Raw genomic sequence first — 26223 nt, 5'->3', positions numbered from 1 at the left:
CCGCCCTCGCTCAGGGCTCGAACTTGACCGCGACCGGCGACGGCTGGTCTCCGACCCCCTGGCCCACGCCGAGCTGCCCCTCGGCGTTCTCGCCCCAGCAGAGGATCTCGCCGGTCGCCTTCAGCGCGCACGTGTGCTGGTAGCCCCCGGCGAGCTGCGCCACGCCGTCAGCTTTTTACGCTGCCGCTCTCCGCGCGGAAAGCCGCGCCCGCCGGTGGGCGCGGTGGTCCGGTCCTGCGGGCGTGGAGGCCTGGCGCCGGCTCGATGCGCTCGCGGCGCGGGGTGCGGCGCTCGCCGTGCGCTGCTGGGACCTGCTCCGGCGGCCGACATGAAGTAACCTCTCTCCCAGCGCGGATCGACGCGGTGCGCCGCGCCTGCGCCACGCCGAGAGCCCCCTTCGAGATGAGATGCAGCGCATGAGCGCCGACGGCCGGGATCCCGGCGCCGCGGCCCCCTTCGACTGGAACCGCGCCGAGCCCGCGCCGGGGGAGCGCCCGCCGCCCCCAGGCGGGCAGCTGTCGCCCCCTGGCGGGCAGCTGTCGCCCCCCGGCTCCGGCGGGCTGCGGCCGCCCCGCGGTGGCCTGCAGCCGCCCCCTGGCGGCCTGGTGGCCGACGCGGGGGGCGCCGCGCGCGCCGAGGGCGAGGCGTGGCTGCCCTTCGACCGGGGAGCCCGGCCCGTCGAGGTGCTCGACGAGACGCTGCGCGACGGCATCCAGGGCGTCTCCATCGTGAACCCGCCGCGCGCGCGCAAGATCGAGCTCCTCCACGCGATGGCGAGCGTCGGCGTCGACGTCGTGAACCTCGGCATGCCGGCGACGGGGCCGCGGCAGTTCGACGACGCGTGCCTGCTCGCCCGGGAGATCGTCGCGTCCCGCCTGCCGCTCGGCCTGACCGCGGCCGCGCGCACCCTCGCCGCGGACGTCGACGAGGTCGCCCGCGTGGCCGAGCGCACCGGGGCGCCGATCATGGTCTACGCGTTCATCGGCAGCTCGCCGATCCGGCACTTCGTCGAGGGGTGGGGGCCTGACTTCCTGGCCCGCAGCGTCGACGAGGCCGGGCGGGCGGCCGCGGCGGCTGGCCTGCCCTTCTGCCTCGTCGCGGAGGACGCGACCCGCTCGCCGCCCGACATGCTCCGCACGCTCTTCCGTGCCGCCGTCGACGCCGGCGCGGCGCGCCTCTGCCTTTGCGACACGACCGGCCATGTCACCCCGCCGGGAGTCGAGGCGCTGGTCGCGTTCGCCCGGCGCGAGCTGGGCGCGCTGGGGGCGACCGGGATCGAGCTCGACTGGCACGGCCACAACGATCGCGGGCTCGGCCTCGCGGCCGCGCTCTGGGCGGTGGCGAGCGGTGTCGAGCGGGTCCACGCCACGGCGCTCGGCGTCGGGGAGCGGACGGGCAACACCTGCCTCGAGCTGCTCGTCGACAACCTCGGTCGCCTCGGCGCGCGCCCCCCGGTGCCGCGCGCGCGCCTCGCCGCGTACTGCGCGGCCGCGTCGCGCGCGCTCGCCTGGCCCGTCGCGGCGGACCATCCCATCGCGGGGGCGCTCAGCCGCCGGGGGTGAGGTTGCCCCCGCCGACGCGCGCCAGGGCGGCGCGGACGATGGGCGCAGCGGGCGCGACGGCGTCCGCGAGCTCGCCGACGCGGCCCGCCGCGCGCTCGGCGCGGGCCCACGCCGACGAGAAGCCGAGCGTGCCGGGCGGGTGGGCCTCGGCGAGGGCGATCGCTTGCCGGAGGTCGTCGCCGACCGCCGCGATGGCGTGGAGATCTGCCACGCTGGCCCCGCGGGAGCGCGCCTCGGCGTAGAGCGCGCGCACGATGCCGAGCAGGTCGCGGGCGGCCTCCAGCGGGAAGGGGTCGTGGCGGATCGAGAGCACGCCCGCTGCAGATCAGGGGGGCCGGGCGGGGGCGTCAAGCGGTGGGTCGAGCGGTCGTGCGCGTGATGCGGTTTGAAAATTGCAGCGGAAGGCCGTCATGAACCACGGCACGCATGAGCTCGCAAAGACGGACATTCCCGGCGACGACGAGGATGCCCCGCTGCCGCCGAACCCGGGGGATCCGGGGCCGGAGCAACCGGAGCCGCCGTCGCCCGATCCGACGGAGGACCCGCGCTTCCCGCCGCTGGGCGACTTCCCGCGCGGGGTTTGAGGTGCGCCTGGTCGCGTGAGGAAAACGGGGTGAGGCGTCTGATGTGACGTAAGGAGTCTTGCGAGTCCGCTCGCCTCACCACAGCGGTCTAGAGTGCTGCCCTCCTCAGACAGGCCATAGCAGGTGTTTCTCTCGTGAAGCCGTTCAGCGAAGCCAAAATTCAATAGGTCACACGCAGGTCACAAAAGCAAAAAGAGCACGGCTCTCGCGGTGTCTTCGTGGTGGAGGTGCCGGGAATCGAACCCGGAGCTGAACTTGCGGGGCGGATGCGCGAGAGATGCGGCGGACACCGCGTCAGACGCGTCGGAACGGTGTCAGCGGCCATCGAGGGCTCGATTCCTCTCGTATACCCGAGTGCCCTCTCGTGGAGCCCCGTGCCCTCAAGTCGGGGCACACGGAGGTCACACGGCGCGACGAGCCTCGGGGGCTGCCCGTAAATGAGGCCAGCCTGTCGATTGACCCGTTGCGGACGTAACGGTCGGCGGATGACCGTACGACTCTGCCGAGCTCGTTCCCCCGGTGATCGTTCCGTGGTGGCTCGCGGCTCGCTTGGGCGGCGCACATGCGAACACATCATCTCGCCTCAGTGATGCTGATCTCCCTCTCGTGTGCGCTCGGTGCTGCATCGTGCGCCCTGAGCCCGGGAGCGACGTGGGAGACGGACGACGACATCGAGGCCTGGATCGCGGCCATGGCCGGCGGTGTGCGGGCCAGCCAGCAGGACTTGGATGACTCGGAAAGCCTCGAGTTCTTGGCAACACCAGCGGCGACGGATGTAACACCGGATGCGGCTCCGCGCGGCAAATGCGAGGACGCCTGTATGGCTTACTATGAGGTCATCGACAGGTTCTGTTCGCAAGTTCCAGTGAAGTGGAAGATTCGCTGCCATCTCGCGAAAGCTTCTGGAAACGCTGCATGCCACGCGCGTTGTCCCTGACGACCCGGTTGACGAGCTGGGGGGAGATCGGGTGCTATGATGCCAGCATGGACATCATCGGCGAACGGAAAATCGTCTTTCAGCCGGCCGGAGCGGAGCACGGGCGCGAGATTTCCCTTCACGTCGGCCGACCTCAACAACGGCCGGATGACGGATGGGAAGTCCAGATCGACATCTTGGATCCAGAGAAACCGTGGAAACTGCCGCCGGTGTGGGGAACCGACGGGCTAGGCGCGGTCATCCTCGGCATCTTCGCGCTCTCCAAGTACGTCGAGTGGTACACCATGAGGGGGCGGCTAACGTTGCCCGAGCATGGAGAGACCGTGTTCCCCGAATGGGCACTCCTGCTGGAGGCGAGCACGCCGCCGGCTCCTGCCCAGGGGGCAACGCCGGCCATGGACGGTGACGCGGAGGGGTAGGGTCGCGCTCTGCTCGCCCCCGCTCAGGTGTCCGCAGCCCGCGGGAGCGCGTCCTCGCGAGCACCGACCTCGCCGAGATGGATTGCTGGATCTCCTACTCTTGCGTCACAGCATCGCTTTTCGGAGATATATCTCCTTGTTCATTCTCGGCGCCGGACGTCTCCAGCATGGGGTCGTAGGCGCGCGTCTCGACCCCCTGATTTTTCATGCGTTCAAGCCGATCGCGCTCTCTGCTTTGAAACCAAGGCTCGTTGGCCCATAAGTGACGCTGAAGAAAGTTTTCGCCCATGCCCGCGAGTAGCATGTACTCGAAGCGGGTCGTTTGGCCATGGCGTCCTCCACCCGCTATCCTGCTTACGTGGTCGTCGCTGTATCCATGGGTACAACTTTCGACCTGATCCAGGGTCTCAAATCCGAGCTTCTTTAGGAGCTTCGCAGCTCAAATATACGAGAAATCGGATATGCGACCATCTCGCCCTAATCTTTTGTCGAGAAACGCCTTTACTGAATCTGGCGTTACTTCCACCTGATCTAGCTGCCCCTCCTCCACACGGGATCTGGCTTCATCGGTAAGTATTCTGTCGGCGTCCTGTATCGCCTGGAACTCGCGATCGGCGATCTCGAGCATTCCCGCAATCGACATAAATCGACGGCGAATTTCGGTCGGTATGACAGAGGTCGATTTGTACTGGATGTCGTGTTCGATCTCTGCCCATGCATGCTGAAGAATCGTGCGTGCCTGGATCTCGGCTGTTGTGTCCGCAAAAGGTCCGTGCTCTGGAAGTCGTGTCCGGTGTGTTGTAAGCTTGGCCAGATAGTGAATGCTTTGATACCCGAACCGGTCTTCTTCTATCAGCTTTGCGACCTTGTTTGTTCGATCGCGCTGAACTCTTCAGGCAGCATGTCGTCGCTTTCTGCCAGCGTGCTCGGAAAATATGTTATTATGCGAATCCCTGCCAGGTCGGTGATCTGGACGAGAGGATTTGTGTACTTGGGTTTTGTCGGATCTTCGTCCGAGGGGTGCGATGCCTTTTGCCGAAGCTCGATGGATCTTTTGCTCGTGCATTGACCGAGTGGACATTGATGTTTCGGCGTTTGAGTGATTCTTCGAGGATGCGCTTCACAACGGAGGCAAGGTCCGTATAGAACCCATGTCGTTTTAAGTATGCAGTGACCGCAGCCTCCTCATGTGTCTTGAAGTCGAACAGCAGGATGATCAAAGGCTGCCTCGAGATGCGCTGCGCCCCCGATCTCCCCGCGCAGAGCAAGGAGCTCGTGACGGTCGATTACGTCAGCCGGGCGATCGTGCGTCGACTGCCAGAACACGAGCGAGGGGCTGGCCGGCACGGCGATCGCGTGTCCCCCCATGAACGCCAGGCTGCTGGACACGCTCCTGTGGCGTATTACCTGCGCAGCGGCGGGGGGCGACCGGCTGAGCGCGCCTCCCACGCGCGCCACGCGCGCCGCGCGTCCCTCGCGGAGGCCGTCCTCGCGGAGGCCGCGCGGCGCTACCCGCGATCCTCTTCCCGCCGCACCTTCACCGCGCAGGCCTTGTACGACGGCTGCCGGGAGTACTGGTCGAAGGCAGGGAACGTCAGCTTGTTCGTGATCTCGTAGTGCATCGGCACGAAGATCTCCCCGGGCTTCACCGAGTTCGTGACGAACGCCCGCGCCTTGATCTCCGCGCGGCGGGACGCGATGACCACCCACTCGTTCATCTCGATACCGATCCTCTTCGCGTCGACCGGGCTCAGCTCGACGTAGATCTCCTTCGGATAGAGCCGCTGCAGCACCGCCGACTTCTTCGTCCGCGTCTGCGTGTGCCACTGGCTGGAGCTCCCTCGCCCCGTGAGCAGCGTGAACGGATACTGCTCGTCGGTCGGCTCCGGCAGCTGGCGGGGCGCCTGGAAGGCGAACTTCGCCTTCTGATCCGGGCGGTAGTACTGGCCGTCCTCGAACAGCCGCCGCTCGTTCGTCTCGAAGGCCGCCCCCTCGGGGTAGGGCCACTGGATGCCGCCGCGCTCGTCGAGCATCGCGTAGCCGTCGATGCCCGTGATGTCGCACGGTTGCCCCTTCGAGAGCCGCTTCATGATCTGGAAGACCGCCTCCGGGCTCTTCCACTCCTTGAACAGCTCGCCGCAGCCCCAGTACTGGGCGACCAGCTGGAAGATGTGAAAGTCCGCCAGCGCCTGGCCCGGGGCCCGCGCGACCTTCTTGACGAGGCCGATGCGCCGCTCCGAGTTGATGAACGTGCCCTCCTTCTCGGCCCACGAGGCCGCCGGGAGGACGAGGTGCGCGCGCTCCGCCGTCTCCGTCGTGGTGTACATGTCCTGCACCACGAGGAACTCCAGGCGGCCGAGGAGCTCGTGCAGATCCTCCTGGTTGATCCAGGAGTGGGCCGGGTTCGTCGCGATGATCCAGAGGCCCTTGATCTTCCCCTTCAAGATGCCTTCGATGATCTGGTCGTAGGCCAGGCTGTTCCGGGTCGGGATGACCTCCTCTGGGATGCCGAGGATCCCGGCGATCTTCTTCCGGTGCTCCTCCTTCGTGAAGTCGTGGCCGGCGAACAGGCCCGTCGTGTTGCTGAACATCCGCGAGCCCATCGCGTTGCACTGGCCCGTGATGGAGTTCGCCCCGGTGCCGGGGCGGCCGATGTTGCCCGTCATCAGCGCCAGGTTGATGAGCGACTGCGCGACCCGAACGCCCTCGTGGCTCTGGTTGACGCCCATGGTCCACCAGAACGACACCCGCTTCCCGTTATGGATCTTCTCCGCGAACGACGCGAGCTGCGCCTCGCTGAGCCCCGTCGCCTCGGAGACCCGCGCCGGCGTGAAATCCTCGACGTGGGCCTTGAACGCCTCGAAATCGACCGTGTGCGCCTCGATGTACCCCGGGTCGATCCACCCGCGCTGGATGAGGATGTGGGCGATTCCGTAGAACAGCGTCAGATCCGACTTCGGCTTGAGCGCGTAATGCGCCGTCGCCGCCATCGCCGTCTCGGTCTTGCGCGGATCCACGACGAGGATCTCGGGGCGGTTCTTGTTCTTGCAGAGCCGCTCCCACATGATCGGGTGGGCGATGCAGAGGTTCGAGCCGACGAGCACCACGACGTCGGACTCCTCGAAATCGCGGTACGTGTAGGGCGGCGCGTCGAACCCGAACGCCTCCTTGTACGCGACCACCGCCGTCGCCATGCATTGCCGGGTGTTGCCGTCCCCGTGCACCATGCCCATCCCGAACTTCGCGAGCGCCCCGAGGAAGGCCATCTCCTCGGTGACGATCTGCCCGGTGCTGATGAAGGCGACCGACTCCTTGCCGTGCGCCTCCTGGATCGCCTTGAACCGATCGACGAACGTGCGGAGCGCGACGTCCCACTCCACGCGCTCCAGCTTCCCGCGGGCGTTCCTGAGGAGCGGCGCGGTCGCGCGATCGGTCGCGCGGAGCGGCGTGAGCGCCTCCCAGCCCTTCGGGCACGCCATCCCGAGGTTCACGGGATAGTCCGTGTTGGGCGAGAGGTTGATCGCCTCTCCGTCCTTGAGGTGCACGTTCAGCCCGCACCCGGTCGAGCAGAACCCGCACACGACCGTCGTCGTCTGGTCGGGCTTGAGCCGCGCAGGCACCCTCCCGAGGCCGAACTCGCCGGGCGTGAGGAGCAGCTCGCGCGTCAGCGGCCCGTTGCGCCGCAAGAGGAGGTTGTCCGCCTGCGTGGGCGCCGGAGACGTCTTCTTGGCATCGGTGGTCGTCATCAGGAGAGCCCTCCGGGCATCTTGGAGGCGGGCGCCGCTGCGAAGAAGAGATACCGCTCGAGGAACTCGCCCGCGAGGCAGAACAGGAACGCCACGACCGCCATCGCCATCAGAACTTCAGAGCTCACGCCGCTGTTCGGCGCCGAGAAGAGGCTGAGCGCCGGCAGGACGATCCCGCCGAGCGCCCCGCAGGCGAAGCGCCAGCCCGTCGCGCCCTTCAGCTCTCCTGTCATCAAGATAGCGCTCCGCTTGAGCGTCGAGTGGCTCCGCTTCCGGAGGTGCCGGAACATCGAGAGCTCCACGAGCAGCTTGAGCGCCGTCGTCACGCACAGGAACGCGCTCAGCGCGCGGAAGCCCCGGGTCAGGAGCAGCGCCGCGTGCTCGGCGCTCAGGAGCAGCCCGATCATCAGGACCGTCGAGCTCCCGAGGATGGCCGCCGTGGTCGCGAACTTGAAGCCCGTCAGGGCCCCGCGCCAGTGCTCCCGCTGCGTCGCGGCGTACACCATCACGGAGCAGAAGACCCCGAGGAGCCCGCTCAGCGCGACCGCGTACGAGAGCGGCGCCCGCAGGTGCTCGACCGGCGGCGCCGAGAGCACCGGGAGCGCCGGCAGGGAAGGCAGCCAGAAGGACGCCGCGTACAGCGTCGCGGCCCCCGCGAAGAGCGAGAACCCGAGGATCTCCCGGCTGAGCCACGACGTCTTGAGCCCCAAAAAGGCCCGGAACGCGAACTGCGGCCGGCCAAGGTGAAAGAGGCTCGCGTTCAGCGCGGCGATCCCGAAGACGAGCGCGAACGTGGCGCTGTGGCCGCCGAAATCCCGCGTCGCCTGCGCGCCGAGCAGCTCGTTGAGGGCCAGGCTCACGCAGAACGCGCCCACCGAGAGCTGCGTCAGCACCAGCATCGCGACGAGCGGAGGGTGGGAGTGCTCCCGGCTCACCTGGTAGAAGTCCGCGGGGAGCATGTTGCGCGGGAGCGACCGCTGCGTCTTGTAGGTCGTCGTCGGGATCGTGATCTCCGGCGCCGCCGCCCCCGGCAAGAAGAGGCTCGTCTGGCTCTCTTGCACGGCCTGCTGCTGGTCGACCATCGTGATCCGGATGGCGCCGTTCGGGCACGACTGCACGCACGCCGGGGCCTCGTCGTTGGCCAGCCGATCGCTGCACATGTCGCACTTGCGCACGATCCCCCGCTCCGCGTTGAACTTCGGAGCGTCGTAGGGGCACATCAGGATGCAGTACTGGCAGCCGATGCACTGGTCATCGAGGTGCTTGACGATGCCGGTGATCGGGTCCTTCTCGTAGGCCTTGACCGGGCACCCCGACATGCACGCCGGGTCCAGGCAGTGGTGGCACGCCGTCGTCACGCTCTGCTGCGCCGGCGCCTGGGGCGTGCCGCCGTGGAGGAGCCCGACCGAGCGCCACACCTCGTTGTCGTCGAGGCCGTTCAGGCTGTGGCAGGCGGTGACGCACGCCTTGCAGGCCGTGCAGGCGTCGAGGTCGACCTCGAAGCCGTACTGCTGGCCGGGCTTCGGCTTCTCGAGCGGGATGAGGTCGCGGTAGTACTTGGACTGCGCCGGGAGCGCGTGCTCCTCGTGCATCCTGGAGAACTTCTCGACCGCCGTGAGCTTCTGCTGGTCGGCCAGGAGAGAGTCCAGCAGGCCCTTGTTGCTGTCGTGGATCTTCGGCGCCGAGTTGACGATGGGTAAGCGAAAGTGAGTGTCCGAGACCTTTGCAACGCTCATCGAAATTCCCTGTTTACCCGGCGCGGAAGCCCAGCCCCGAGAACTCCAAGAGAGACACCGCGAACGGCGGCGCGTCCGCCGCGCGGGAGCGCCTGGCGCTGGCTCGCCAGGTCATCCCGTCAGCTCGCCGCCGCGAGCGGCTCCGCCGCGGCCTGGATCTCGACGCGCCCGTCCCGGACCCGGAGGGGAACCACGGGGATGCTCACGCCCGGGTCGTCCAGGCACTGACCCGACCGCAGATCGAAGCTCTGCTTGTAGATCGGCGAGGCGATCTTGGGGACGCCCCCCTTGTCCCCGACGATCCCGCGGGAGAGGACGAACGCCTTGCTGAACGGGTCGAAGTTGCTGATGGCGTAGACCTCCTCGCCCTCGCCGACGCGGACCAGCGCGATCTGGCGCTTCCCGACGAGCGCGCAGACCCCGGTGTTCGGGATGATGTCCTCGACCCCGCAGACGTCGATCCAACCCTGGGTCATGGTATCGCTCCGAGGCGCTTCCGAAGTGTGCAGCTCGCTCATGACGGTTTCCCTCAGACAAGGCCCCTCGGCCCTGCTGTCAGATCATCTCCTCGACCAGGTTCGACTTCTCCTGCCACGCCGCGGGGCGGTGCTGCGCGCGCTCGCTGACGAACACGATGCTCCGGTCGGGCTCGCCGGCGTTCACGAACTGGCGGAACTGCTTGAGCTTCTCGGGGTCGTTGACCGCGGCCTTCCACTCGCACTCGTACGTGGCGATGAGGTGGGCCATCTCCTTCTCCAGCTCCTCGCAGATCCCGAGCGAGTCCTCGATGATGACCTGGCGGAGGTAATCCATGCCGCCCTCGAGGTTGTTGAACCACACCGACGTGCGCTGGAGCCGGTCCGCCGTGCGGATGTAGAACATCAGGAACCGGTCGAGGTACTTGATGAGCGTCGCCTCGTCGAGATCCGAGGCGAAGAGCTGGGCGTGCTGCGGCTTCATCCCGCCGTTGCCGCAGAGGTAGAGGTTGTAGCCCTTCTCCGTCGCGATGATGCCGAAGTCCTTGCCCTGCGCCTCGGCGCACTCGCGCGCGCAGCCGGACACCGCGGACTTCAGCTTGTGGGGGCTGCGCAGCCCCTTGTAGCGGTTCTCGACCGCCACCGCGAAGCCCACCGAGTCCTGCACGCCGTAGCGGCACCAGGTGCTGCCCACGCACGACTTCACGGTGCGCAGCGCCTTGCCGTACGCGTGCCCCGACTCGAAGCCGGCGGCGATGAGCTCGCGCCAGATGTCGGGCAGCTGCTCCAGCCGCGCGCCGAACAGGTCCACGCGCTGGCCGCCGGTGATCTTCGAGTACAGGTTGTACTTCTTCGCGACCACCCCGAGGGCGATGAGCTGATCCGGCGTGATCTCGCCGCCCGCCACGCGCGGGACCACCGAGTAGGTGCCGTCCCGCTGGACGTTGGCCAGGTAGCGATCGTTCGTGTCCTGCAGCGGGAGGTGCTTCTTGCTCAGGATGTGCTCGTTCCACGTCGACGCGAGGATCGACGCCACCGCGGGCTTGCAGATCTCGCAGCCCTTGCCCTGGCCGTGGCGGGCGAGCAGGTCGTCGAACGTCTTGAGCTGGTGGACCCGGACGAGGTGATAGAGCTCCTGACGCGAGTGGTTGAAGTGCTCGCAGATGTAGTTGTTGACCGCGACGCCGGCCTTCTTGAGCTCCTTCTTCAGGATGTCGGAGATCAGCGTCGTGCACGATCCGCAGCCCGTGCCGGCCTTGGTGTGCCCCTTGATGCCGGCGACCGTGACGTGCTTGTCGTCGCAGATGGCCGAGCAGATGGCCTTCTTCGTGACGTTCAGGCACGAGCAGATCATGGCGGTGTCGGGCAGCGCGTCGACGCCGAGGCCCGCCGGCTTCGCGCCGTCCCGCGCCGTGACGATGAGATCCTCCGGGTGCGGCGGGAGGACGATCTTGTTCTGCACGAGCTGGAGCAGCTGGCCGTAGTTCGCGGCGTCGCCGACCAGGATGCCGCCGAGGAGGAGCTTGCCGTCCGCGCTGACGACGAGCTTCTTGTAGACGTTCGACGTCGCGTTCATGAAGCTGAGCACGCGCGCGCCCTGCTGGGTCGCGAACGCGTCGCCGAAGCTCGCGACGTCCACGCCCATCAGCTTGAGCTTCGTGCTCATGTCGAAGCCGCTGAAGGTCTCCTTCCCGCCGGTGATGGCGTCGACCGCGACCTTGGCCATGTGGTAGCCGGGCGCCACCAGGCCGTAGAGCTGGCTGTTGTAGCTGGCGCACTCGCCGATGGCATAGATGTCCGGATCCGACGTCTGACAGCGCTCGTTGATGGCGACGCCGCCGCGGTTCCCGAGCGCGAGATCACACGCCCTCGCGAGCTCGTCCCTCGGGCGGATGCCGGCCGAGAAGACGATCATGTCGGTCGAGAGCTCGCTCTGGTCGGCGAAGATCATCCTCGCCACGCGGCCGTGCTCCGCGACGATCTCCGTCGTCGACTTGCTCGTGTGCACGTTCACGCCGAGCGACTCGATCTTCGCCCGGAGGATCGCGCCGCCGGCGTCGTCGACCTGGAGGGCCATCAGGCGCGGCGCGAACTCCACGACGTTGACCTCGAGGCCCATGTTCTTGAGCGCGTTGGCCGCCTCCAGCCCGAGCAGGCCGCCGCCGATGACCGTGCCGACCTTCGCGACCTTGGCGTAGGCGTCCATGGCCTCGAGGTCGTCGATCGTGCGGTAGACGAAGCAGCCCTTCGCGTCTTTGCCCTTGATCGGCGGGACGAACGGATACGAGCCGGTGGCGAGGATGAGCTTGTCGTAATAGACCGTCTTCCCCTTCGCCGACGTCACCGCCTTCTTCCGCCGATCGATCGAGACGGCCTTGTCGTTGAGATGGACCTGAATGCCCGCCTCCTCGTAGAGGCCGGGCTTGACCATCGACAGATCCTCGGCCGATTTGCCGTTGAAGAAGGCGGACAGGTTCACCCGGTCGTAGGCGAGCCGGGGCTCCTCGCAGAAGGTCGTGATGTTCCACTCGCGCAGGAAGCCGCCGAGAACCATGTTCTCGATGAGCTTGTGCCCGACCATGCCGTTGCCGATGACGAGGAGGTCCTTCTTCTTGCTCATGAAACCCACCTTTGGACCCGGTGAGTCCTTCTCACCGTCACTGCCGCGCTGCCGTCCGAACCAGGCGTCAGCCACAGTCCCGGACCAAAACCTGTGTACTGTGGGCTCTGTTTCGCAACTGTTTCGCAGGAATAAATTGTCGACCCGACGGCGCGCCAGGCCTTTGGCAATGGCCTCTACCACCTCTGTTTCATGCATGTTTCGCGGTCATCAGCGGGCGCAACAAGGCCCCGAGCGAGCCTGGACGCGACAGCGCCGATGAAAGGAAATGGGCGCAACGTTCAGAACTGGAAGAGTCTGTTTCGGCGATGTATCGCGCGCCTGGCGGGAGGCGCGGATGCATTGCACTTCTGAAATGGAGCGCGGGCCGATCAGCCGCGCGGGGCGGCTTCGTCGAGCAGGGACAGGAGCTGCTCCGTCGCGACCGGCTTGGTGAGGTACGCGTCGAAGCCGGCTTCGCGCGAGCGGCGGCGGTCCTGGTCTTGCCCGTAACCGGACAGGGCGGCGATGTAGGAGCGCGTGAGCTCGGGCTCGGCGCGCAGGCGCCGGACGACCTCGTAGCCGTCCATCCCGGGCAGGCCGATGTCGAGCAGGACGAGATCGGGCTTCGACGCGCGCGCGGCCTCGAGCGCCGCCGGGCCGTCGTGGGCCATCGAGACGGCGTGGCCGTGGAGCTGGAGGACGCTTCGGAGGCCCTCGGCGGCGTCGACGTTGTCGTCGACGAGGAGGACGTGGAGGGCGCGCGTCGTGGCGCGCGGAGGGGCGGCCTCGAGCGCTGGCGGAAGCGCCGGCGGCGCGGGAGCTTCGGCGGGCGCGCTCGGCGCGCCGGCGAGCGGGATCCAGACGCTGATGGCCGTCCCCTCGCCGGGGCCCCCGCTCAGCGCTTCGACGCGGCCGCCGTGCAGCTCGGTGAGCCGCTTGACCAGCGTGAGCCCGATCCCGAGGCCGCCCTGGGAGCGGTCCAGCGTGCGCCGGGCCTGCATGAACGGGTCGAAGACGTGCGGGAGCAGCTCGGCGGAGATGCCGACGCCGGTGTCGGTCACCCGGATCCGCGCGTCGCCGGCGATCGCGGCGCAGGCGAGCGAGACGCGGCCGCCGGGGTTCGTGTACTTGATGGCGTTGTTGAGGAGGTTCACGATGACCTGCTCGAGCCGGACGCGGTCGCCGTGCACGAACACGCCCGGATCGACCGACAGGACGAGATCGTGCCCGCGCTGGACGAGCAGCGGGCGGACCGACTCGATCGCGGCCTCGACGACCGAGGCGACGTCGAGCCGCTCCCGCTTCAGCTCGATCTTGCCCTGCGTGATCCTGGAGACGTCGAGGAGATCATCGACGAGCCGGACGATCGTCTTCACCTGCCGCTCGAGGGTCGCCAGGATCTGCCGGTCGTCGCGATCGGCGCGCTCGCCGGCGCTCATCTGGGCGCTCATTTGCAGGAGCTCGAGGCCGGTGGTGAGGGGCGCCAGCGGGTTGCGGAGCTCGTGCGACAGCATCGCGATGAACTCGTCCTTGCGCCGGTCCGCCTCGTGGGCCTCGCGGTAGAGGCGGGCGTTCTCGAGGGCGACGCGCCGCTCGCGCTCGACGAAGGCGGCGCGCTCCTCGTGCAGGCGGGCGCGCTCCATGGCCTGCGCGCACTGGCGCGACACCGCGACCAGGAACTCCTGCTCTTCCCGGTCGAACGGGCGCGGCTCCGCGAAGCTCAGCCTGAGGACGCCGATGGGCCGCTCCTGGACGACGAGCGGGAGACAGCAGAGCGACACGGTCGCGCCGGACAGCACGGCGCTCGCGATGTGCGGGTAGCGGGCGGAGCACTCCTCGCGCGAGCGCAGCCAGACGGGCGTGCCGGTCCGCAGCGCGTCGGCGAGCGGGAGGGCGGCGTCGAGGGGCATCTGCCGGAAGCGCTCGACGGCGTTGCGCTCGTGGCCGACCTCCATGAGGCACTCGAGCTCGTCGCCCGCCGTCACGACGATGGCCCCGGCGTGCGCGCCCGCGGCGGCGACGCCGATGTCGACGACGACCCGCGCCACGGCCTCGCTCGTGAGCGCGTCGGCGAGCGCCGCGGTGATCCGCTGGAGGCCGGCCATGCGCTGCGCCGCGCGCTCGGCGGCCCGGCGCGCCTCGTGCTCGGCCAGGAAGCGCCGCCGCGCCTCGGACTCGGCCTCGCGGGCCATGTCGTAGAGGCGCACGCGCTGCAAGGCCACCTCGATGCGCCGCGAGAGCTCCTCGGCGAAGGCGAGATCGGCGGCGTCGCTGGTGCGATCCGCCTCTGCGGACGCGAGCGTGAGCGCCGCGAGGACGCACCCGTCGCCGCGGATGGGCACGATCACCGCGGAGCGGCAGCCGAGCTCGCGCAGGGCGGCGAGGTGGTCCGCGCCGGCCAGCGCGTGGCCGGCGAGGTCGGGGAGGAGCCGGCCGTGGCCGCCGTGGAGCACCTCGTGCAACGGCGATGGCGGCGTCCCGGGCGCCGGCGGGGGGCAGCTGCGCCGGGTCAGACGGGCGGCGAGCTCCGCCTTGGCCGGATCGGCGTGCGCGACGACCCGCGCGTGGGCGGAGCCGTCCGGTTCGAGCGTGTGGACGGCGCACAGATCGGCCACCGAGGCGACCGCGAGGGCCGCGACGCGCTGGAAGCCCGCGTCGCGGCCCTGCACCGGATCGAGCGCGGCCGACGCGTCGGCCAGGAAGCGCCGCGCGTCCTCGGCGCGCTTCTGCTCGCTGACGTCCGCGACGAGCGCGAAGAAGCCGCGCACGTCGCCGCTCGCGCCGAGGTGGGGGATGTACTCGATGCGCACGTGACGCCGGCGGCCGTTCCGGTAGGTGAGCGGCGACTCGAAGTCCTGCGGCCGTCCGGCGAGCACCGCGGTGATGTGCGGCTTCACGGCGGCATAGGCGGCGTCGCCGATCACCTCGCGCACCTGCCGGCCGACGACCGAGCCGCTGTCTTCGCCGAACCAGCGCTCGTAGGCCCGGTTGACGACGCCGTAGCGCTCGTCGCTGTCGATGTACGAGACGAGCGCCGGCAGGGCGTCCAGCAAGCGCTGGAGCTCCTCGGCGTCCACCGTCACGCTCGGCTCGCCTGCGCTCATGAGGCCGCTCTCGTGCGCCGCGGCGGGGGCTTCCGGCCTGCGCATCTCGGCGTAGGCATATCCGCAATCCTCGCGGGTCGCCACCCGTCGGTTCGCTGCGGTCCGGCTCGAGCGTGCTATGGTCGCCGCCGATGCGGATCCTCGTTGTCGGCGCGGGCGCGGTGGGCGGCTATTTCGGGGCGCGGCTCACGCTCGCCGGGGAAGACGTCACCTTCGTCGCGCGGGGCGCGCACGCCGAGGTGATGCGGTCCCGCGGGCTCATCGTCCGCACGCCGTCCGGCGAGCTGCGCACTCCCCCGCTCCGTGTCGTCCCGCTCGACGGGGCGCGCGGGCCGTTCGACCTCGCGCTCATCGCCGTGAAATCGCCGTCGCTCGCCGCGGTGAGCGCGAAGCTCGCCGGGCTGCTCGCCGCGGACGGCCTCGCCGCGCCCCTCCTGAACGGGCTCGACTCCGAGGACGTGGTCGCGCGCGACGTCGGCGCGCCGCGCGTGATCGCCGCGATCGCGTACATGTCCTCGGGCGTCGCCGGGCCTGGCGAGATCGAGACGCTCGCGCCGACGCGCGCCGGGCTCGCGCCCTACCGGCCCGGGCAGGAGGCGCGGGTCGAGGCGACCGCCGCGCTGCTCGAGCGCGCGGGCATCCCGGTCCGCCGCGGGGCGGACCACCGCGCCATGCTCTGGGAGAAGATGGTCTGGAACGCCCCCTTCAATGCGATCTGCGCGCTGACCGGCCAGCGCGCCGGCGTGGTCGCGGAGCGGATGGAGGACCTCACCCGGGCGGCGATGCTCGAGGTGATCGCGGTCGCGCGGGCGGAAGGGGCGGAGATCTCCGAGGCGACGGCGGACGCGATGCTCGCCCTCACGCGCTCCGAGTTCCCGCTCACCGAGCCCTCGATGCTGCAGGACGTGCGGGCCGGCCGCGCGACGGAGGTCGATATCCTCCAGGGCGCGGTGGTCGAGCGCGCGCGCCGGGCCGGGGTCGACACCCCGGTGCTGCGCACGCTCGCGACCCTCGTCCGCGGCCTGTCGCCGCGGGCGAACGCGCCGTCCGCGGGCCGATAGACAGACCTCGCGCTCGCGACGGAACCCGTGTGGCGACGGCGGCGCGCGCCGCTTCCTGGGCGCGTGGGAGCCCTGGGAAACGCGTTGTCGCCACCGCGCCGCGGTGTCTCGGCTGCTTCGAGGAAGGGGAGTGGAGCGCGAGGCGCTCATCTCACCTCCTGGAGATCGAGAGGAGATGAGATGAGTGCCTGTCGTGAGACGCAGCGATCAGGCGCCGCCGCTGCCGCCCGCGCCGCCGCTGCCGCCCGCGCCGCCGCTGCCGCCCGCGCCGCCGCTGCCGCCGGTGCCGCCCGCGCCGCCGGTGCCGCCCGCGCCGCCCGTGCCGCCCGCGCCGCTGGTGCTGCCCGCGCCGCCGGTGCCGCCCGCGCCGCCGTCGCCGCCCCCGCCCGCGCCGCCGTCGCCGCCCCCGCCCGCGCCGCCCGCGCCGCCCGCGCCGCCCGCGCCCTCGTTGCTCAGCGGGTACAGCGGGTCGAGGCAGAAGAAGCCATCAGGCGTCTCGGCGCACTCGTCCGGTGTCTTGCAATCGCCGTCGTCCTCGCACGGCATCTTGCCGAAGATGCAGAAGCCGTTGTCCGGGAGGCCGAAGTCCTCGCAACGGGCGTTCGGCAACAGGCAATCGTCGTGCGCCTTGCACGCCCTGGTGCAGGCGCCGAAGTCGCCGGCGCCGACGACCTCCGCGAACTGGTAGAGGCAGATACCGTTCTCGAACCCGCCGCAGTCGGACTCGAACACATCGCCGCCGAAGCCGCAGAACTCGGTGCATGCGCCGACGTCGCCGGGGAAGCCCACGCAGTGTCCGGCGCACGGATCCTCGTCGGCGTCGCGGTCGCACGCGGCCCCCATCGGAAGACCCTCGTGTGGCGTGTCGACGCACGCGTTCTGCCTGGGATCGCAGCTGCGGCCGGAGTCGGAGCACTGGGAGTCGGAGCCGCAGTTCGGCATGCAGACCGACACGCCGTCATCCACCTCCTCACAGCGCAGCTCGTCGCGGCCGTGGCACTTGAACGGATCGAGCTCCTCGTCGAGGGCCATGATCTCGGGCTCTCCGAGGACGCAGCCCAGGTAACAGATGTCATTGATGCAGGCGCTGCCCTCGCCTTCGCAGTCGCCGTCGTCGATGCACTCCATCGTGCAGTACCCGCCCGCAGGACCGGCCTCCCCGTCCGACTCCAGGGCGCACACGCCGCCCGGCCCGCAGTCGGCGTCGGCCGTGCAGCGGGCGCCGAGGAACTCGGCCCTGCTCCCGCCCGCGCCCGTGCTCGCGGGGCCTCCCGATGACGAGCTCGTGGTCGAAGAGGAAGAGCCGCCGCCTGCGCCCCCGTCCGAATCGTCGCCGCAACCGATGAAGCCTGCAGAGAAGGCGACCGAGGTGAGCAGGATCGCCGAAATGCGTTGCACTTTCATTACTGTCTCCCGAGCCAGGAGGCCCTGCCCACATCGGGCGCGCCTTCATGTGATCTCGGGACGGTAACGGAATCGGTGCGGCTCCGCCATACCGGACGGGCGGGGGCGCGCTCGATGTCGCGCTCCGCGGAGAGCCCCCGTGGGCGCGGATGGCGCTCCAGGTGGGCCGGGATCAGGACGTCAGTGCGACGACTGATGGTCTATTTTTCAGGTGATACCCGACTGGACCGCTACGCGGACTTCGTGATTTTTGACACGTACCGTACGGCCCTCGGGGCGGCGCCGGTGAGCGGCCAGCGATACCGGAGGTCGATGGCGGGCTCCCGCGCCACGCGCCGTCCGCAAGAATGCGACGCGCTTCTGCAGCGGCTCGACGAGGGGCACCTCCAGGTCCGGCCGCGCCGCCCGGGGTCCTGCGCGCAGTGGAGCACGGGAGCCGGGCCGGGTGCGCCTGGCGGGGCGGTGCGACCGGCCTGCGGCCCGCGGCCACCTGGCCGGCCGGGATCACCGCGCGCGGCGCGGGCGCACAGGCGCGCGCTCCGCGCCGGCGCCGCCGAGCGGCAGCGCGCGCTGCGCGCCGACGTCGTAGATCAGGTGGCCGGCGCCGTCGGGCCGGGCGGCGGGGTTCAGCGCGTGCGGGGCTCGCGCGCCGGGGCCGAGCAGGTGGACGACCGCCAGCCCGCGCGCGACGAGGGCGTCGGCGATGAGGCGGCGGTGACACCGCCACCAGAGCGTCTCGGCGCACAGGAGCGCCATTCGCCGTCCGGCGCGCGCTTCCGCCTCGAGCTCGGAGAGCGCGCGCTGGAACGCGGCGGTCTCCATGTGATCGGCGTAGGCCCGGAAGCTCGCGTTCTCCCAGGCGACGTGCGGCGAGCCGGCCCGCCCGGTCCGCCGTCCGCCGAGCGAGTCGCCGCGGAAGACGTAGGTCACCCCGAGCCGGGGCAGCGCCTCGGCGAGCGCGGCGCGGCCGAGGTGAGGGGAGCGGCTCGATCCCGGGAACCTCCGGACGTCGACCAGCGTGTCGGCCGGCCCCTCGCCGAGCAGCTCGACGAGCTCCTCCACGCTGCGGGTGCCGTGGCCGACGGTGAAGACGGTGTCCACGGGGAAGAGCTTTGCGCCCCGGCGGCGCGCGGGCAACGCCGGGAGCGGGGCGCCCGCGCGCTACCCGATCGAGCGCAGCAGATGATCGAGCGCCCGGCGCTCCTCCGCGTCGGTGACCGACTGGAGCGCCCGGTTCACCTCGCCGACGGCGGCCGCCGCCAGCAGCGCGACGGCCGCCGGATCGGGCGCCCCGCGCGCGCGCAGCCACGCGAGCGCTTCGTGCTCGGTGTTGACGACGATGTGGCCCCGGCTGGCGTCGTAACGGATCGGCCGCCCCGAGCGGCCCTCGACGACGGCGCGCACCGGGGACCCCTCGAGGTTCATCCGGACGATGGCCTCGTGGAGCGCGGCCGCGAGCGGGCTCCCGGCCGCCGCCTCCCGCCCCTCGGGCGTGGCGCCGGGCGCCGGCGCCGCCTCGCCGCCGAGCAGGCCGAGCACGCTGCGCCACAGCGCGATCGCCCAGGCCCGCGCGCCGCTCGAGTCGGGCGGCGCGTCCGCGGCGGGCGCCTCCGCGGCGCCCGTGGCCGCGGGCGCCTCCGCGCCGCGGGCGCCCGCGGCGGGAGGGGCCGCGCTCGCGGCGGGGGGGCCCGTCCAGGAGGCGGGCCCGATCTCGGCCGCGAGCGCCACGGCCGGGGCGGGCGTCGCCGCGAGGGCGCCGAGCTCGCGCAGCGCGCCGGCGGCGGCGCGGTGGCGCAGCACCTCGACCAGCGGCGAGCCGTCGTCGAGCAGCACGAACGGCGGCGCGCCGTCCGGGAAATCGCCGTCCGCGCTCCCCCGGCGGTCGGTGATCCACAGGCAGCCGCTCGCAGCGAGCTCGGCGCGGACCGCCGCCGGGCCGACGCTCTCCCCGGAGGCCGTCCGCGCCGCGAGCTTGCCGCCGGAGAGGCGGCCGAGCAGGTGCAAGTTCCACAGGTACGGCGCCGCGGACGCCTGATCCGAGAGCTCGGCCGCCATGGAGGCCGCGGCCTCCATGGCGAGCTCCGCGATGGCGTCCCAGCGCGCCTCGCGCAGCGGCCACACGAGGAGCCTCCCCTCGACCGGCGGGAGCGGGGCCACGCCGGTCGTCCCGGAGCCCACGCCCGTCCCGCAGCGCAGCGCGAGCGGGGTGAAGCCGCCGCCGTCGCGCTCCTCGTCGAGGATCGCCGCGGAGGGCGCGGCGACGAGCACCTCGGGCGCGCGCGGCCACCGCGCGGGCAGCCACAGCGCGCCGGTCACGAACAGCGGCCGGGGCCAGGTCGTGGCGACGTCGATCCACCGCGTCGCGAGCGCGTCGGCGGGCGGCGCGAGCCGGGCGCGCAGCCACCGCGCGGCGGCGTCGCGCACCGCCTGCCGGAGCCTCGACGCGTCCCCGCGGGCCATCAGCCCGTCGAAGGCGCGGTTCGGCTCGAGCGCGTCGTCGTTGACGGCCGCGCACAGGGGCCACCCGTCGCCGGCGTCGAGCGCGCAGAGCGGGCGGCGCCCCACGTGCACCGCGATGCCCGCCGCCCCGGCGTGCTCCGGGGCGAGCAGGCCGATCTCGCCGTGCGCGGGCGGCGCGCCCTCCTGCGCGCCGGCCGGCCGCTCGAACGGCAGGATCGCGAAGCACGCCGCGCGCGCGGCCGCGTCGAGGCCGACGGCGGCGAGCGGCGGCGCCGTGAGGCGCTCCTCGGCCGCGCGATCGCGCGCGACCGCGTCGGTGATGTCCTTGACGATCACGGCGGTCGCGAGCTGCAGCCGCTCGGGCCTGCTCAGCGCGAGGACCGGCCGCTCGTAGCGCTGCTTCGGGTAGGGCGGCGGCGTCGAGGTGCACAGCCACTCGGCGCGCGGGTCGCGCCGGAGGTCGTCGAGCGAGAAGAGGTTCCCCTCGATGTCGTGGAAGAGCCGCGCGCGCGCCGCCTCCGCGACGACGCGCTTGCCCTGGGCCAGCGTCTTCAGGACGGCGCGGCGCGCGTGGCCCCGCGCGAACGGCGGCAGCTCGTCGAAGCGCGGCGCCAGCGCGATCAGGTGCCGGCCGGCGGCCTTCGCGAGGCGCGTCAGGATCGCGCGCGAGGCGTCCCTCGACGGGTCCGCCGCCCCGGCGCGCACGAGGAGGCGGAGCGGGATCGGCAGCTCCACCTCCACGCGCCGCTCCGCGCCGTCGGGGCCGACGAAGCGGGCGTCCGACACCGGCCCCTCGACGATCTCGATCTCGCCCTCGAGCCCCTGCACCCCGAGCGCGGCGGCGCTCACCCGCAGCAGCGGGTGCGAGGGCGCGCCCGGCAGCGCGAGCGGCGCGCGCGGCCGGGAAGCGGCCCCGCGCGGGCCCTGCTCCTGCTGCGCCTTGCCGGCGAGAGCGCGGCGCTCCTGCTCGGCCGCGGCGCGCTGCCGCCGCGCCGGCACGCCGCTCTGCGCCAGGAGGGCGCGCCCGCCGGCCCATCGCATCAGGGCCGCGCGCTCCCGCGGGCCGCGGACGACGAGGGGGTGCCAGGCGAGCGTCTCGAAGCCGGGCGCCGCGTCGAGCACCGGGATCGGCGCGGGCGCCGGGTGCGTCTCGTCGAGGGTCTCGAGCGAGCACCCGACCTCCTGGCCGCGCGCGTCGAGCATCCCGAGCAGCGGCAGGCGCCGGATGCGGGCGGCGAGCTCGCCCTCGGCCCCCTTGCGGGGCGCGCTTCCGGGCGCCCGCGCGCGCGCCTCGAGCGCGTGCGCGATGTCGAGGAGGTAGGCGCTCACGCGGGCGTCCGGCCTGCCGCGCTCGCGGAGCGGATCGCCCCGCAGGCCGAGCCGCGCGCGCGCCGCGGCGTCGCCCTCCAGCGCCGCCACGAGCGCCTCGCAGAGCGCGCGCTCGACCGCGTGGACGGCGGCGGTGTTGCGCGGCGACAGGAGGCCGTCCCAGCCGCTGTTCGGCGCCGCCGCGTCGTCGTCGATCGCGATGGCGGCGGGGCCGAACAGCGGCGCGGCCTCCAGGGTGGCGAGGGGCCGCGACGCGTGGTGCCACACCTCCACCATCGCGTCGCTCGGCGTGGCGAGCGCGAGGAAGCCGGGGCCGCTGACCTCGAGGACCGGCGCGCCGCCGGGGAGCGCCGTGACCCTCTCCAGCGACGCCGCGAGCGCGCGCCGCCGCGCCGGTCCTCGCGCCGCGAGCTCGTCCTCGGTGAAGAGCCCCGGGGCGTAGGGGACGAGCTCGCGCTCCGGCAGCGCGGCGGCGAGCCAGTCGAGCTCGCGCTGCGAGACGGCGAGCACCGTCCTCCGGTCGGCCGCGCGCCCCCGCGCCCCGGGCGGCGCCGTGCAGAGGCCGCGCGCCGCCCGGGAGAGCGTGGAGAGGCCGCTCACGCTCACGAACCGCCCCGGCGTGAGCGTGGGCCAGATCCGCGCGTCCAGGAGGCCTCCGAAGCGCTCGGGGGCGAGGCCGTCGTCCGGGGACAGCGCCGCGCCGCCTCCGGGGCCGCCGGCCGCGGCGCCGAGGCGCGGAGGCGCGCAGAACATCGCCCCGATCGCGGCGCGCAGCGCGGGCCTCACGCGCGCGAGCTCGCTCTCGGGCGCGGGCGCGGATGTCGTCGAGCGCGCGCCTCGCAGAGCGTCGCTCGGGCCGAAGAGCCGCCTCGCCTCGCGGTCGGCCGCGGCGAGCGCGACCCTCAGCGCGTGGCGGACGGCGCGCCAGAAGCGCGCGTCGCGCTCGACCCCGTCGTACGCGAACCGCGGCCGCACGCGCCCCTTCCACGCGAGCGCGATCTCGACGGGCAAGGGGACGGCGGCGGGATCGAGCTCCACGGTCTCGAGGTGCCGCCCCTCCACGAACACCCGGACCTCCGCGCCGCGCGGGGGCTCGCGCGCGTCGGCGAAGACCGCGAGCTCGCCGCGGAGGCCGGCGAGCGGCCCCTCGTCCACCTGGAAGGCGTCGCGGAACGCGTGCTCCGGGGAGGGCGGCACGACGGGATCGCCGGTCGCGTGCAGGAGGAACGCCCTGCGGCGCTCGGCGCCGAGCTTCGCTTGCTCGATCATGGCCTCGGCGTCGGCGAGCGGGAGCCCCACGAGCGCGCGCTCGACGAGACCCCCCGGGCTCCAGACCACGTCGCCGGCCCAGGGGGCGAGCTGCTTCGGGAGCCTCGCGTCGCCGCGGAACAGGAAGAGCCGCGGCGCATCGAGCGCGTCGAGCGCCGCGAGCGACGTCGGCCGCCCGTGCCCGTCGCGGAGCAGCGGGAGCTCGCGCACGGCCTGTGCCTCGGCGGGCAGCTCGGCGCCCGCCCGCGCCGCCCCGGTCGCGACGCAGGCGAAGGCCGCGAGCGCGTCCGCGAGCCGCCCGCGGTCCTCGTCGACGACGAGCGCGCCGTCGGGGACCGCGCCCTCGCCGCAGACGAGCGCGGCGAGGGCCTTGATGGCGTCGATCAGCGCGCCGGCCGCCGCCTCGCGGAGCCGCGCGCGGAGGGGCGCGTCCTCGCGCACCGCCGAGCGCGACGCGTTGGTGGGCAGCGCGTCCGCGTCGATGACGACGCGGACCGGGAGCTCGACGCCCTGGTAGGGCGCCGACGGGAACCGCGGGGCGAAGCTCCAGCGCTCGCGGACGAGCCGCACGCCGTGCTCGAGGAAGTCGGCGGCGGGGAGGCCGGAGGGGAGGGGCGTGGAGATGGGCGCGGCGAGGGGGCGCGAGCGGGGCGCCGAGCTGGCCGGACCTCCTGCGGGCTCGGGGGGCGCGACGATCTCCAGCGCGGCTCTGCGCGCGCCGCGCACGTGGAACGGCACGCGCACGAGCACCGCGAGGTCGCCGCCCGGGAGAGCGCGGCGCAGCGGCTCGCCGGCGAGCGCGATCGGGATCGGGAAATCGCCGGTGGCCGCGGCGAGGTGCGCGAGCTCGGGCGGGCTATCGCCCGTGATCGCCCGGCGGAGCACCGACCAGCCGAGCCTCCGCCGCACCTCGATGCGCAGGCCGGCCGCGGGCATTCCGGGCGGCCTCGGGACCTCCTCGCAGGCGGGGCCGGCGGCCGGCGCGGGGGCCTCGGCGGGCGCCTCGAGCAGGGCGGGCGTGAAGCGCACGCGCGTGCAGCTCGCGCCGCTGGCCTCGCCGGCCGGCCCCGTCGTGAGCAGGTCCACGCGCGCCGGGCGCAGCCCGAGCGCCGCGTTCACGCCGAGCGCGAGCAGGCGGAGCCTCCGGGACGCGGCGTCGGGCGCGGCGTTGAGCACGTGGTCGAGGAGGCGCGCCAGGGCGGGCCCGTCGGGCGGCTCTCCGTCGAAGGTCACGACGACGTCGTCGGCGTCGTAGCGGAGATCGATCCGCGTCGCGCCCCCGGCCGCCGCGGCGCGGACGAGCTCGAGCAGGTAGAGGTCCAGGTCGACGAGCAGGTGCTCCCTGAGCTTCTGGACGGCGCGGCGGGCATCGACGCGGATCGCGCCGCGGGCGACGACCCGGCTCACCGCGGCGACCTCCTCGGCGCGGGGCGCGCGCCGCCTGCGGGCGCCTTCCCGCCGCGCGCCGCCCCCGCGCGCGGCGGCGGGCTCGCCGAGAGGTCGAGGAGCCGGTCGCTGTCCTCGGGATCGAGCGCCCCCTTCGCCTCGACGAGCAGCGCGCGGGCGAGCAGGTTGCCGGCGGTCACCGCGTCGACGGCGGCGCGCCTGCGCGCGAGGGCCACGGTGTCGCTCTCGACGTTGAGGTAGAGGGCGTGTCCGGGCGGGAAGCGCGCCGCGCGGCGCACGACCTCGCGCGCCGCGTGGCAGCTCTGCTCGGGCCCGGCGCGCTCCCCGCTCCCGGGCAGCAGGAACCCGCTGCGCTGGCGGAGGGCGCCCTCGACCTGGCAGAGGCTCACCCGGGCGACCCCGTGCCGGGCGCGCGCGAGCGCGTCGGCGATCACCTGGAGGAGCGCGGCGTCGGCGGCGCGGGCGCGTTTCGGCTCCTCGCGCTCCTCGCGCACGAGCAGGTAGACCGCGTGCGCCTTCTCGACGCGCGCTGCCGGGAAGCACCGCTTCAGCAGCGCCCTGGTCGCGCGGTGGTTGCACAGCACGACGGGCAGCCCGCCGCGGGCCATGGCCGCGGTCAGCGCGTCGGCTCGCCTGGCCACGAGCAGCGGCTCGCGCCCCGGCGCGAGCGCCCGGAGCCCCGCGCGGCTCCGGTCGCCTGCGACGGGGCTCGCGAGCGGGAACGGGATCTCGTCCGGATCGAGCGCCGTCGGCGGCGACAGCGCCGCCTCCAGCATCGCCGCGTAGGCGGCCGCGCCCTCGGCCTCGCCGGCGGCTGCCGCGGCCGCGGCCTGCGGGAGGCGGGCGGCGAGCTCGCGCCGGAGCGGACCTTTGACGAGCTCCCGCACGCGCGCGATCGCGTCCCAGAACGCGTCGTCGCGGCGCACGTTATCGCGGCTCAGGGTGTGCTGGAGGTGGGGGCTCATCACCTTGAACCGCACGCCCGACAGCCCGCCGAAGAGCTCGTCCGCGGTCTCGAACAGCGTGAGCCCGCGGTTGTAGAAGCCGGCGAAGCTCTGGCCGTGCTCGACGGCGGGCTCCCCGCTCCTCGGCTGTGCGAGGTGCTGAGCGCCGGCGGAGGGGCCGACCACGACGGTGGTCTCTTCCTCGACGGCGGTCACGGAGACGGGCGCTGCGACGGCGAGCGGCGCGTCGATGCGCAGCGCGCCCGTCCGGGAGCCCCCCTCGTGGTCTGCGATGCTCAGGGTGATCTCGCGGTCGGCGTGGCGGCACCAGCGGCGGAGCGCGGCGTGCGCGCGGCGCGCGTGCTCCACGAACGCCTCCCGGCCGAGGCGCTGGATCAGGGTCACGCGCGTGCCGCTGCCCTGGCGCGGTCCGGCGTCCTCGAGCTCGTAGCTCGTGTCGCTGTGCAGCCGGAGGAGCCAAGCCTTCCCGTCGCGCCACGTCTCGACGTCGACCTGCTCTGGCTGGAGGGCGAACACGGAGACGAAGCCGACGCCGTATTTGCCGATCTTCGTCGCGTCGCCTTCCTTCGACGAGCTGAAGAGGGTGAGCAGCGGCCCCTCGATGTCCTCGCGGCTCATGCCGCACCCGTCGTCGGTGACCGAGGTGGCGCACGCGCCGGGCAGCGTCTCGACGCGCACGTCGATCTTCCGCGCGCCGGCGTCCATGCCGTTCTGCACGAGCTCGCGGAGGAAGGCGTACGGGTCGGCGAACTGCTGCACCATGTCGGCGACCGGGCCCGGGGGCGGCGGCGGGGGCGCGGCGCGGTCCTCGCGAGAGGAGCGGTAGGGTGCCATGCGTCCTGCGAGGCTATCACACGGCGGGAGCCGCCGTTGGAAGGGCGCCTGCGGGGGCTGGAGGGTGGAGTCGCCGCGAGAGAGCCGGAGTCCTGTGCGGGAGGGCGGGAAGGCTGCTGGGGCCCACGGCCGCGCGGCGCTCGGGTCGAGTCCTCTCTTGGTCTAGCGTGAAGCCTTGTGAGCGGATGCCCACCCCCGGCCCGTGCTCGGCGCTCCGCGCCTGCGCGCGGCCCGCCCCTCCCAAATCGCGCGCTCCGCGCGCTCAGGGAGGGGTGCGCCGTCCCGCAACTCCAGGTGGAAACCTGAGAGGGAGAGCAGGCGGGCAACT

At 72.4% G+C, this 26223-nt stretch carries 18 protein-coding genes; 5 read left to right on the top strand and 13 right to left on the bottom strand.

The features are described 5' to 3' along the window. Positions 1-10: 10 nt before the first annotated feature. Positions 11-163 (bottom strand): RCC1-like domain-containing protein, encoded by a 153-nt coding sequence (locus tag ACSRUE_RS06045; protein ID WP_437763077.1) that lies wholly within the window; start codon positions 161-163, stop codon positions 11-13. Positions 164-416: 253 nt separating this feature from the next. Between ACSRUE_RS06045 and ACSRUE_RS06040 the strand changes: the two genes are divergently transcribed. Further along, on the top strand, positions 417-1562 hold the full coding sequence (locus ACSRUE_RS06040; RefSeq protein ID WP_441290183.1) for a 2-isopropylmalate synthase: 1146 nt from the start codon (positions 417-419) through the stop codon (positions 1560-1562). Here ACSRUE_RS06040 and ACSRUE_RS06035 read toward each other — a convergent pair. Beyond that, the gene (locus tag ACSRUE_RS06035; RefSeq protein ID WP_437763075.1) at positions 1546-1875 is read right to left on the bottom strand and encodes a hypothetical protein; all 330 of its coding nucleotides are present in this window, start codon (positions 1873-1875) and stop codon (positions 1546-1548) included. The genes ACSRUE_RS06040 and ACSRUE_RS06035 overlap by 17 nt on opposite strands. A 97-nt stretch (positions 1876-1972) precedes the next feature. Here ACSRUE_RS06035 and ACSRUE_RS06030 point away from each other — a divergent pair, with 97 nt between their 5' ends. From ACSRUE_RS06030 to ACSRUE_RS06020, 3 genes are all read left to right on the top strand, one after another. Next, positions 1973-2146, top strand: coding sequence for a hypothetical protein (locus ACSRUE_RS06030; protein ID WP_438033948.1), 174 nt, complete (start codon positions 1973-1975; stop codon positions 2144-2146). A 589-nt stretch (positions 2147-2735) separates the two neighbouring features. Beyond that, positions 2736-3083: a hypothetical protein gene (locus ACSRUE_RS06025; RefSeq protein WP_441290182.1), complete on the top strand. Its 348-nt coding sequence runs from the start codon at positions 2736-2738 to the stop codon at positions 3081-3083. A 47-nt stretch (positions 3084-3130) separates the two neighbouring features. Then, complete coding sequence (locus ACSRUE_RS06020) at positions 3131-3502, top strand: hypothetical protein (protein WP_441290181.1); 372 nt, start codon at positions 3131-3133, stop codon at positions 3500-3502. Positions 3503-3596: 94 nt separating this feature from the next. Here ACSRUE_RS06020 and ACSRUE_RS06015 read toward each other — a convergent pair whose 3' ends face one another. The 7 genes from ACSRUE_RS06015 to ACSRUE_RS05985 form a co-directional block, all read right to left on the bottom strand. Continuing rightward, on the bottom strand, positions 3597-3791 hold the full coding sequence (locus ACSRUE_RS06015; RefSeq protein WP_441290180.1) for a hypothetical protein: 195 nt from the start codon (positions 3789-3791) through the stop codon (positions 3597-3599). A gap of 150 nt (positions 3792-3941) precedes the next feature. Then, positions 3942-4316, bottom strand: a complete 375-nt coding sequence (locus tag ACSRUE_RS06010; protein WP_441293061.1) for a hypothetical protein — start codon at positions 4314-4316, stop codon at positions 3942-3944. A gap of 694 nt (positions 4317-5010) precedes the next feature. After that, positions 5011-7248 (bottom strand): molybdopterin oxidoreductase family protein, encoded by a 2238-nt coding sequence (locus ACSRUE_RS06005; RefSeq protein ID WP_441290179.1) that lies wholly within the window; start codon positions 7246-7248, stop codon positions 5011-5013. After that, the gene (locus ACSRUE_RS06000; RefSeq protein ID WP_441290178.1) at positions 7248-8984 is read right to left on the bottom strand and encodes a DmsC/YnfH family molybdoenzyme membrane anchor subunit; all 1737 of its coding nucleotides are present in this window, start codon (positions 8982-8984) and stop codon (positions 7248-7250) included. Before ACSRUE_RS06000 ends, ACSRUE_RS06005 begins: the two co-directional genes overlap by 1 nt. Positions 8985-9103: 119 nt before the next feature. Further along, on the bottom strand, positions 9104-9502 hold the full coding sequence (gene nirD, locus ACSRUE_RS05995; RefSeq protein WP_437763067.1) for a nitrite reductase small subunit NirD: 399 nt from the start codon (positions 9500-9502) through the stop codon (positions 9104-9106). Positions 9503-9539: 37 nt separating this feature from the next. Then, positions 9540-12080, bottom strand: a complete 2541-nt coding sequence (nirB, locus tag ACSRUE_RS05990; protein ID WP_441290177.1) for a nitrite reductase large subunit NirB — start codon at positions 12078-12080, stop codon at positions 9540-9542. Positions 12081-12451: 371 nt separating this feature from the next. Continuing rightward, positions 12452-15250 (bottom strand): ATP-binding protein, encoded by a 2799-nt coding sequence (locus ACSRUE_RS05985; RefSeq protein WP_441290176.1) that lies wholly within the window; start codon positions 15248-15250, stop codon positions 12452-12454. Between the two features lie 47 nt (positions 15251-15297). On the opposite strand from ACSRUE_RS05985, the gene ACSRUE_RS05980 reads away from it, so the two are divergent. After that, positions 15298-16227 (top strand): ketopantoate reductase family protein, encoded by a 930-nt coding sequence (locus ACSRUE_RS05980; RefSeq protein ID WP_437763064.1) that lies wholly within the window; start codon positions 15298-15300, stop codon positions 16225-16227. A 207-nt stretch (positions 16228-16434) separates the two neighbouring features. Here the strand turns inward: ACSRUE_RS05980 and ACSRUE_RS05975 are convergent, their stop codons facing one another. The 4 genes from ACSRUE_RS05975 to ACSRUE_RS05960 form a co-directional block, all read right to left on the bottom strand. Further along, positions 16435-17625: a hypothetical protein gene (locus tag ACSRUE_RS05975; RefSeq protein ID WP_441290175.1), complete on the bottom strand. Its 1191-nt coding sequence runs from the start codon at positions 17623-17625 to the stop codon at positions 16435-16437. A 510-nt stretch (positions 17626-18135) separates the two neighbouring features. Next, positions 18136-18732 (bottom strand): DUF488 domain-containing protein, encoded by a 597-nt coding sequence (locus tag ACSRUE_RS05970; RefSeq protein ID WP_437763062.1) that lies wholly within the window; start codon positions 18730-18732, stop codon positions 18136-18138. A 60-nt stretch (positions 18733-18792) separates the two neighbouring features. Further along, the gene (locus tag ACSRUE_RS05965; RefSeq protein ID WP_441290174.1) at positions 18793-24096 is read right to left on the bottom strand and encodes a hypothetical protein; all 5304 of its coding nucleotides are present in this window, start codon (positions 24094-24096) and stop codon (positions 18793-18795) included. After that, complete coding sequence (locus tag ACSRUE_RS05960; RefSeq protein ID WP_441290173.1) at positions 24093-25895, bottom strand: ATP-binding protein; 1803 nt, start codon at positions 25893-25895, stop codon at positions 24093-24095. Before ACSRUE_RS05960 ends, ACSRUE_RS05965 begins: the two co-directional genes overlap by 4 nt. Between the last annotated feature and the right edge of the window lie 328 nt (positions 25896-26223).

Source organism: Sorangium sp. KYC3313, assembly GCF_052075895.1.
GTDB classification, from domain to species: domain Bacteria; phylum Myxococcota_A; class Polyangia; order Polyangiales; family Polyangiaceae; genus Sorangium; species Sorangium cellulosum_B.
The sequence above is the reverse complement of the archived record's forward strand: the minus strand, read 5'-3'. Positions and strand labels throughout refer to the sequence as shown.

Excerpts from the sequence above, each read along its gene's own strand:
- nirD (WP_437763067.1), bottom strand. The coding sequence starts at position 9,502 with ATGAGCGAGCTGCACACTTCGGAAGCGCCTCGGAGCGATACCATGACC.
- ACSRUE_RS06015 (WP_441290180.1), bottom strand. The coding sequence starts at position 3,791 with ATGGGCGAAAACTTTCTTCAGCGTCACTTATGGGCCAACGAGCCTTGG.
- ACSRUE_RS06040 (WP_441290183.1), top strand. The coding sequence starts at position 417 with ATGAGCGCCGACGGCCGGGATCCCGGCGCCGCGGCCCCCTTCGACTGG.
- ACSRUE_RS06020 (WP_441290181.1), top strand. The coding sequence starts at position 3,131 with ATGGACATCATCGGCGAACGGAAAATCGTCTTTCAGCCGGCCGGAGCG.
- ACSRUE_RS06005 (WP_441290179.1), bottom strand. The coding sequence starts at position 7,248 with ATGACGACCACCGATGCCAAGAAGACGTCTCCGGCGCCCACGCAGGCG.
- ACSRUE_RS06030 (WP_438033948.1), top strand. The coding sequence starts at position 1,973 with ATGAACCACGGCACGCATGAGCTCGCAAAGACGGACATTCCCGGCGAC.
- ACSRUE_RS06025 (WP_441290182.1), top strand. The coding sequence starts at position 2,736 with ATGCTGATCTCCCTCTCGTGTGCGCTCGGTGCTGCATCGTGCGCCCTG.
- ACSRUE_RS05960 (WP_441290173.1), bottom strand. The coding sequence starts at position 25,895 with ATGGCACCCTACCGCTCCTCTCGCGAGGACCGCGCCGCGCCCCCGCCG.
- nirB (WP_441290177.1), bottom strand. The coding sequence starts at position 12,080 with ATGAGCAAGAAGAAGGACCTCCTCGTCATCGGCAACGGCATGGTCGGG.
- ACSRUE_RS05980 (WP_437763064.1), top strand. The coding sequence starts at position 15,298 with ATGCGGATCCTCGTTGTCGGCGCGGGCGCGGTGGGCGGCTATTTCGGG.
- ACSRUE_RS06000 (WP_441290178.1), bottom strand. The coding sequence starts at position 8,984 with ATGAGCGTTGCAAAGGTCTCGGACACTCACTTTCGCTTACCCATCGTC.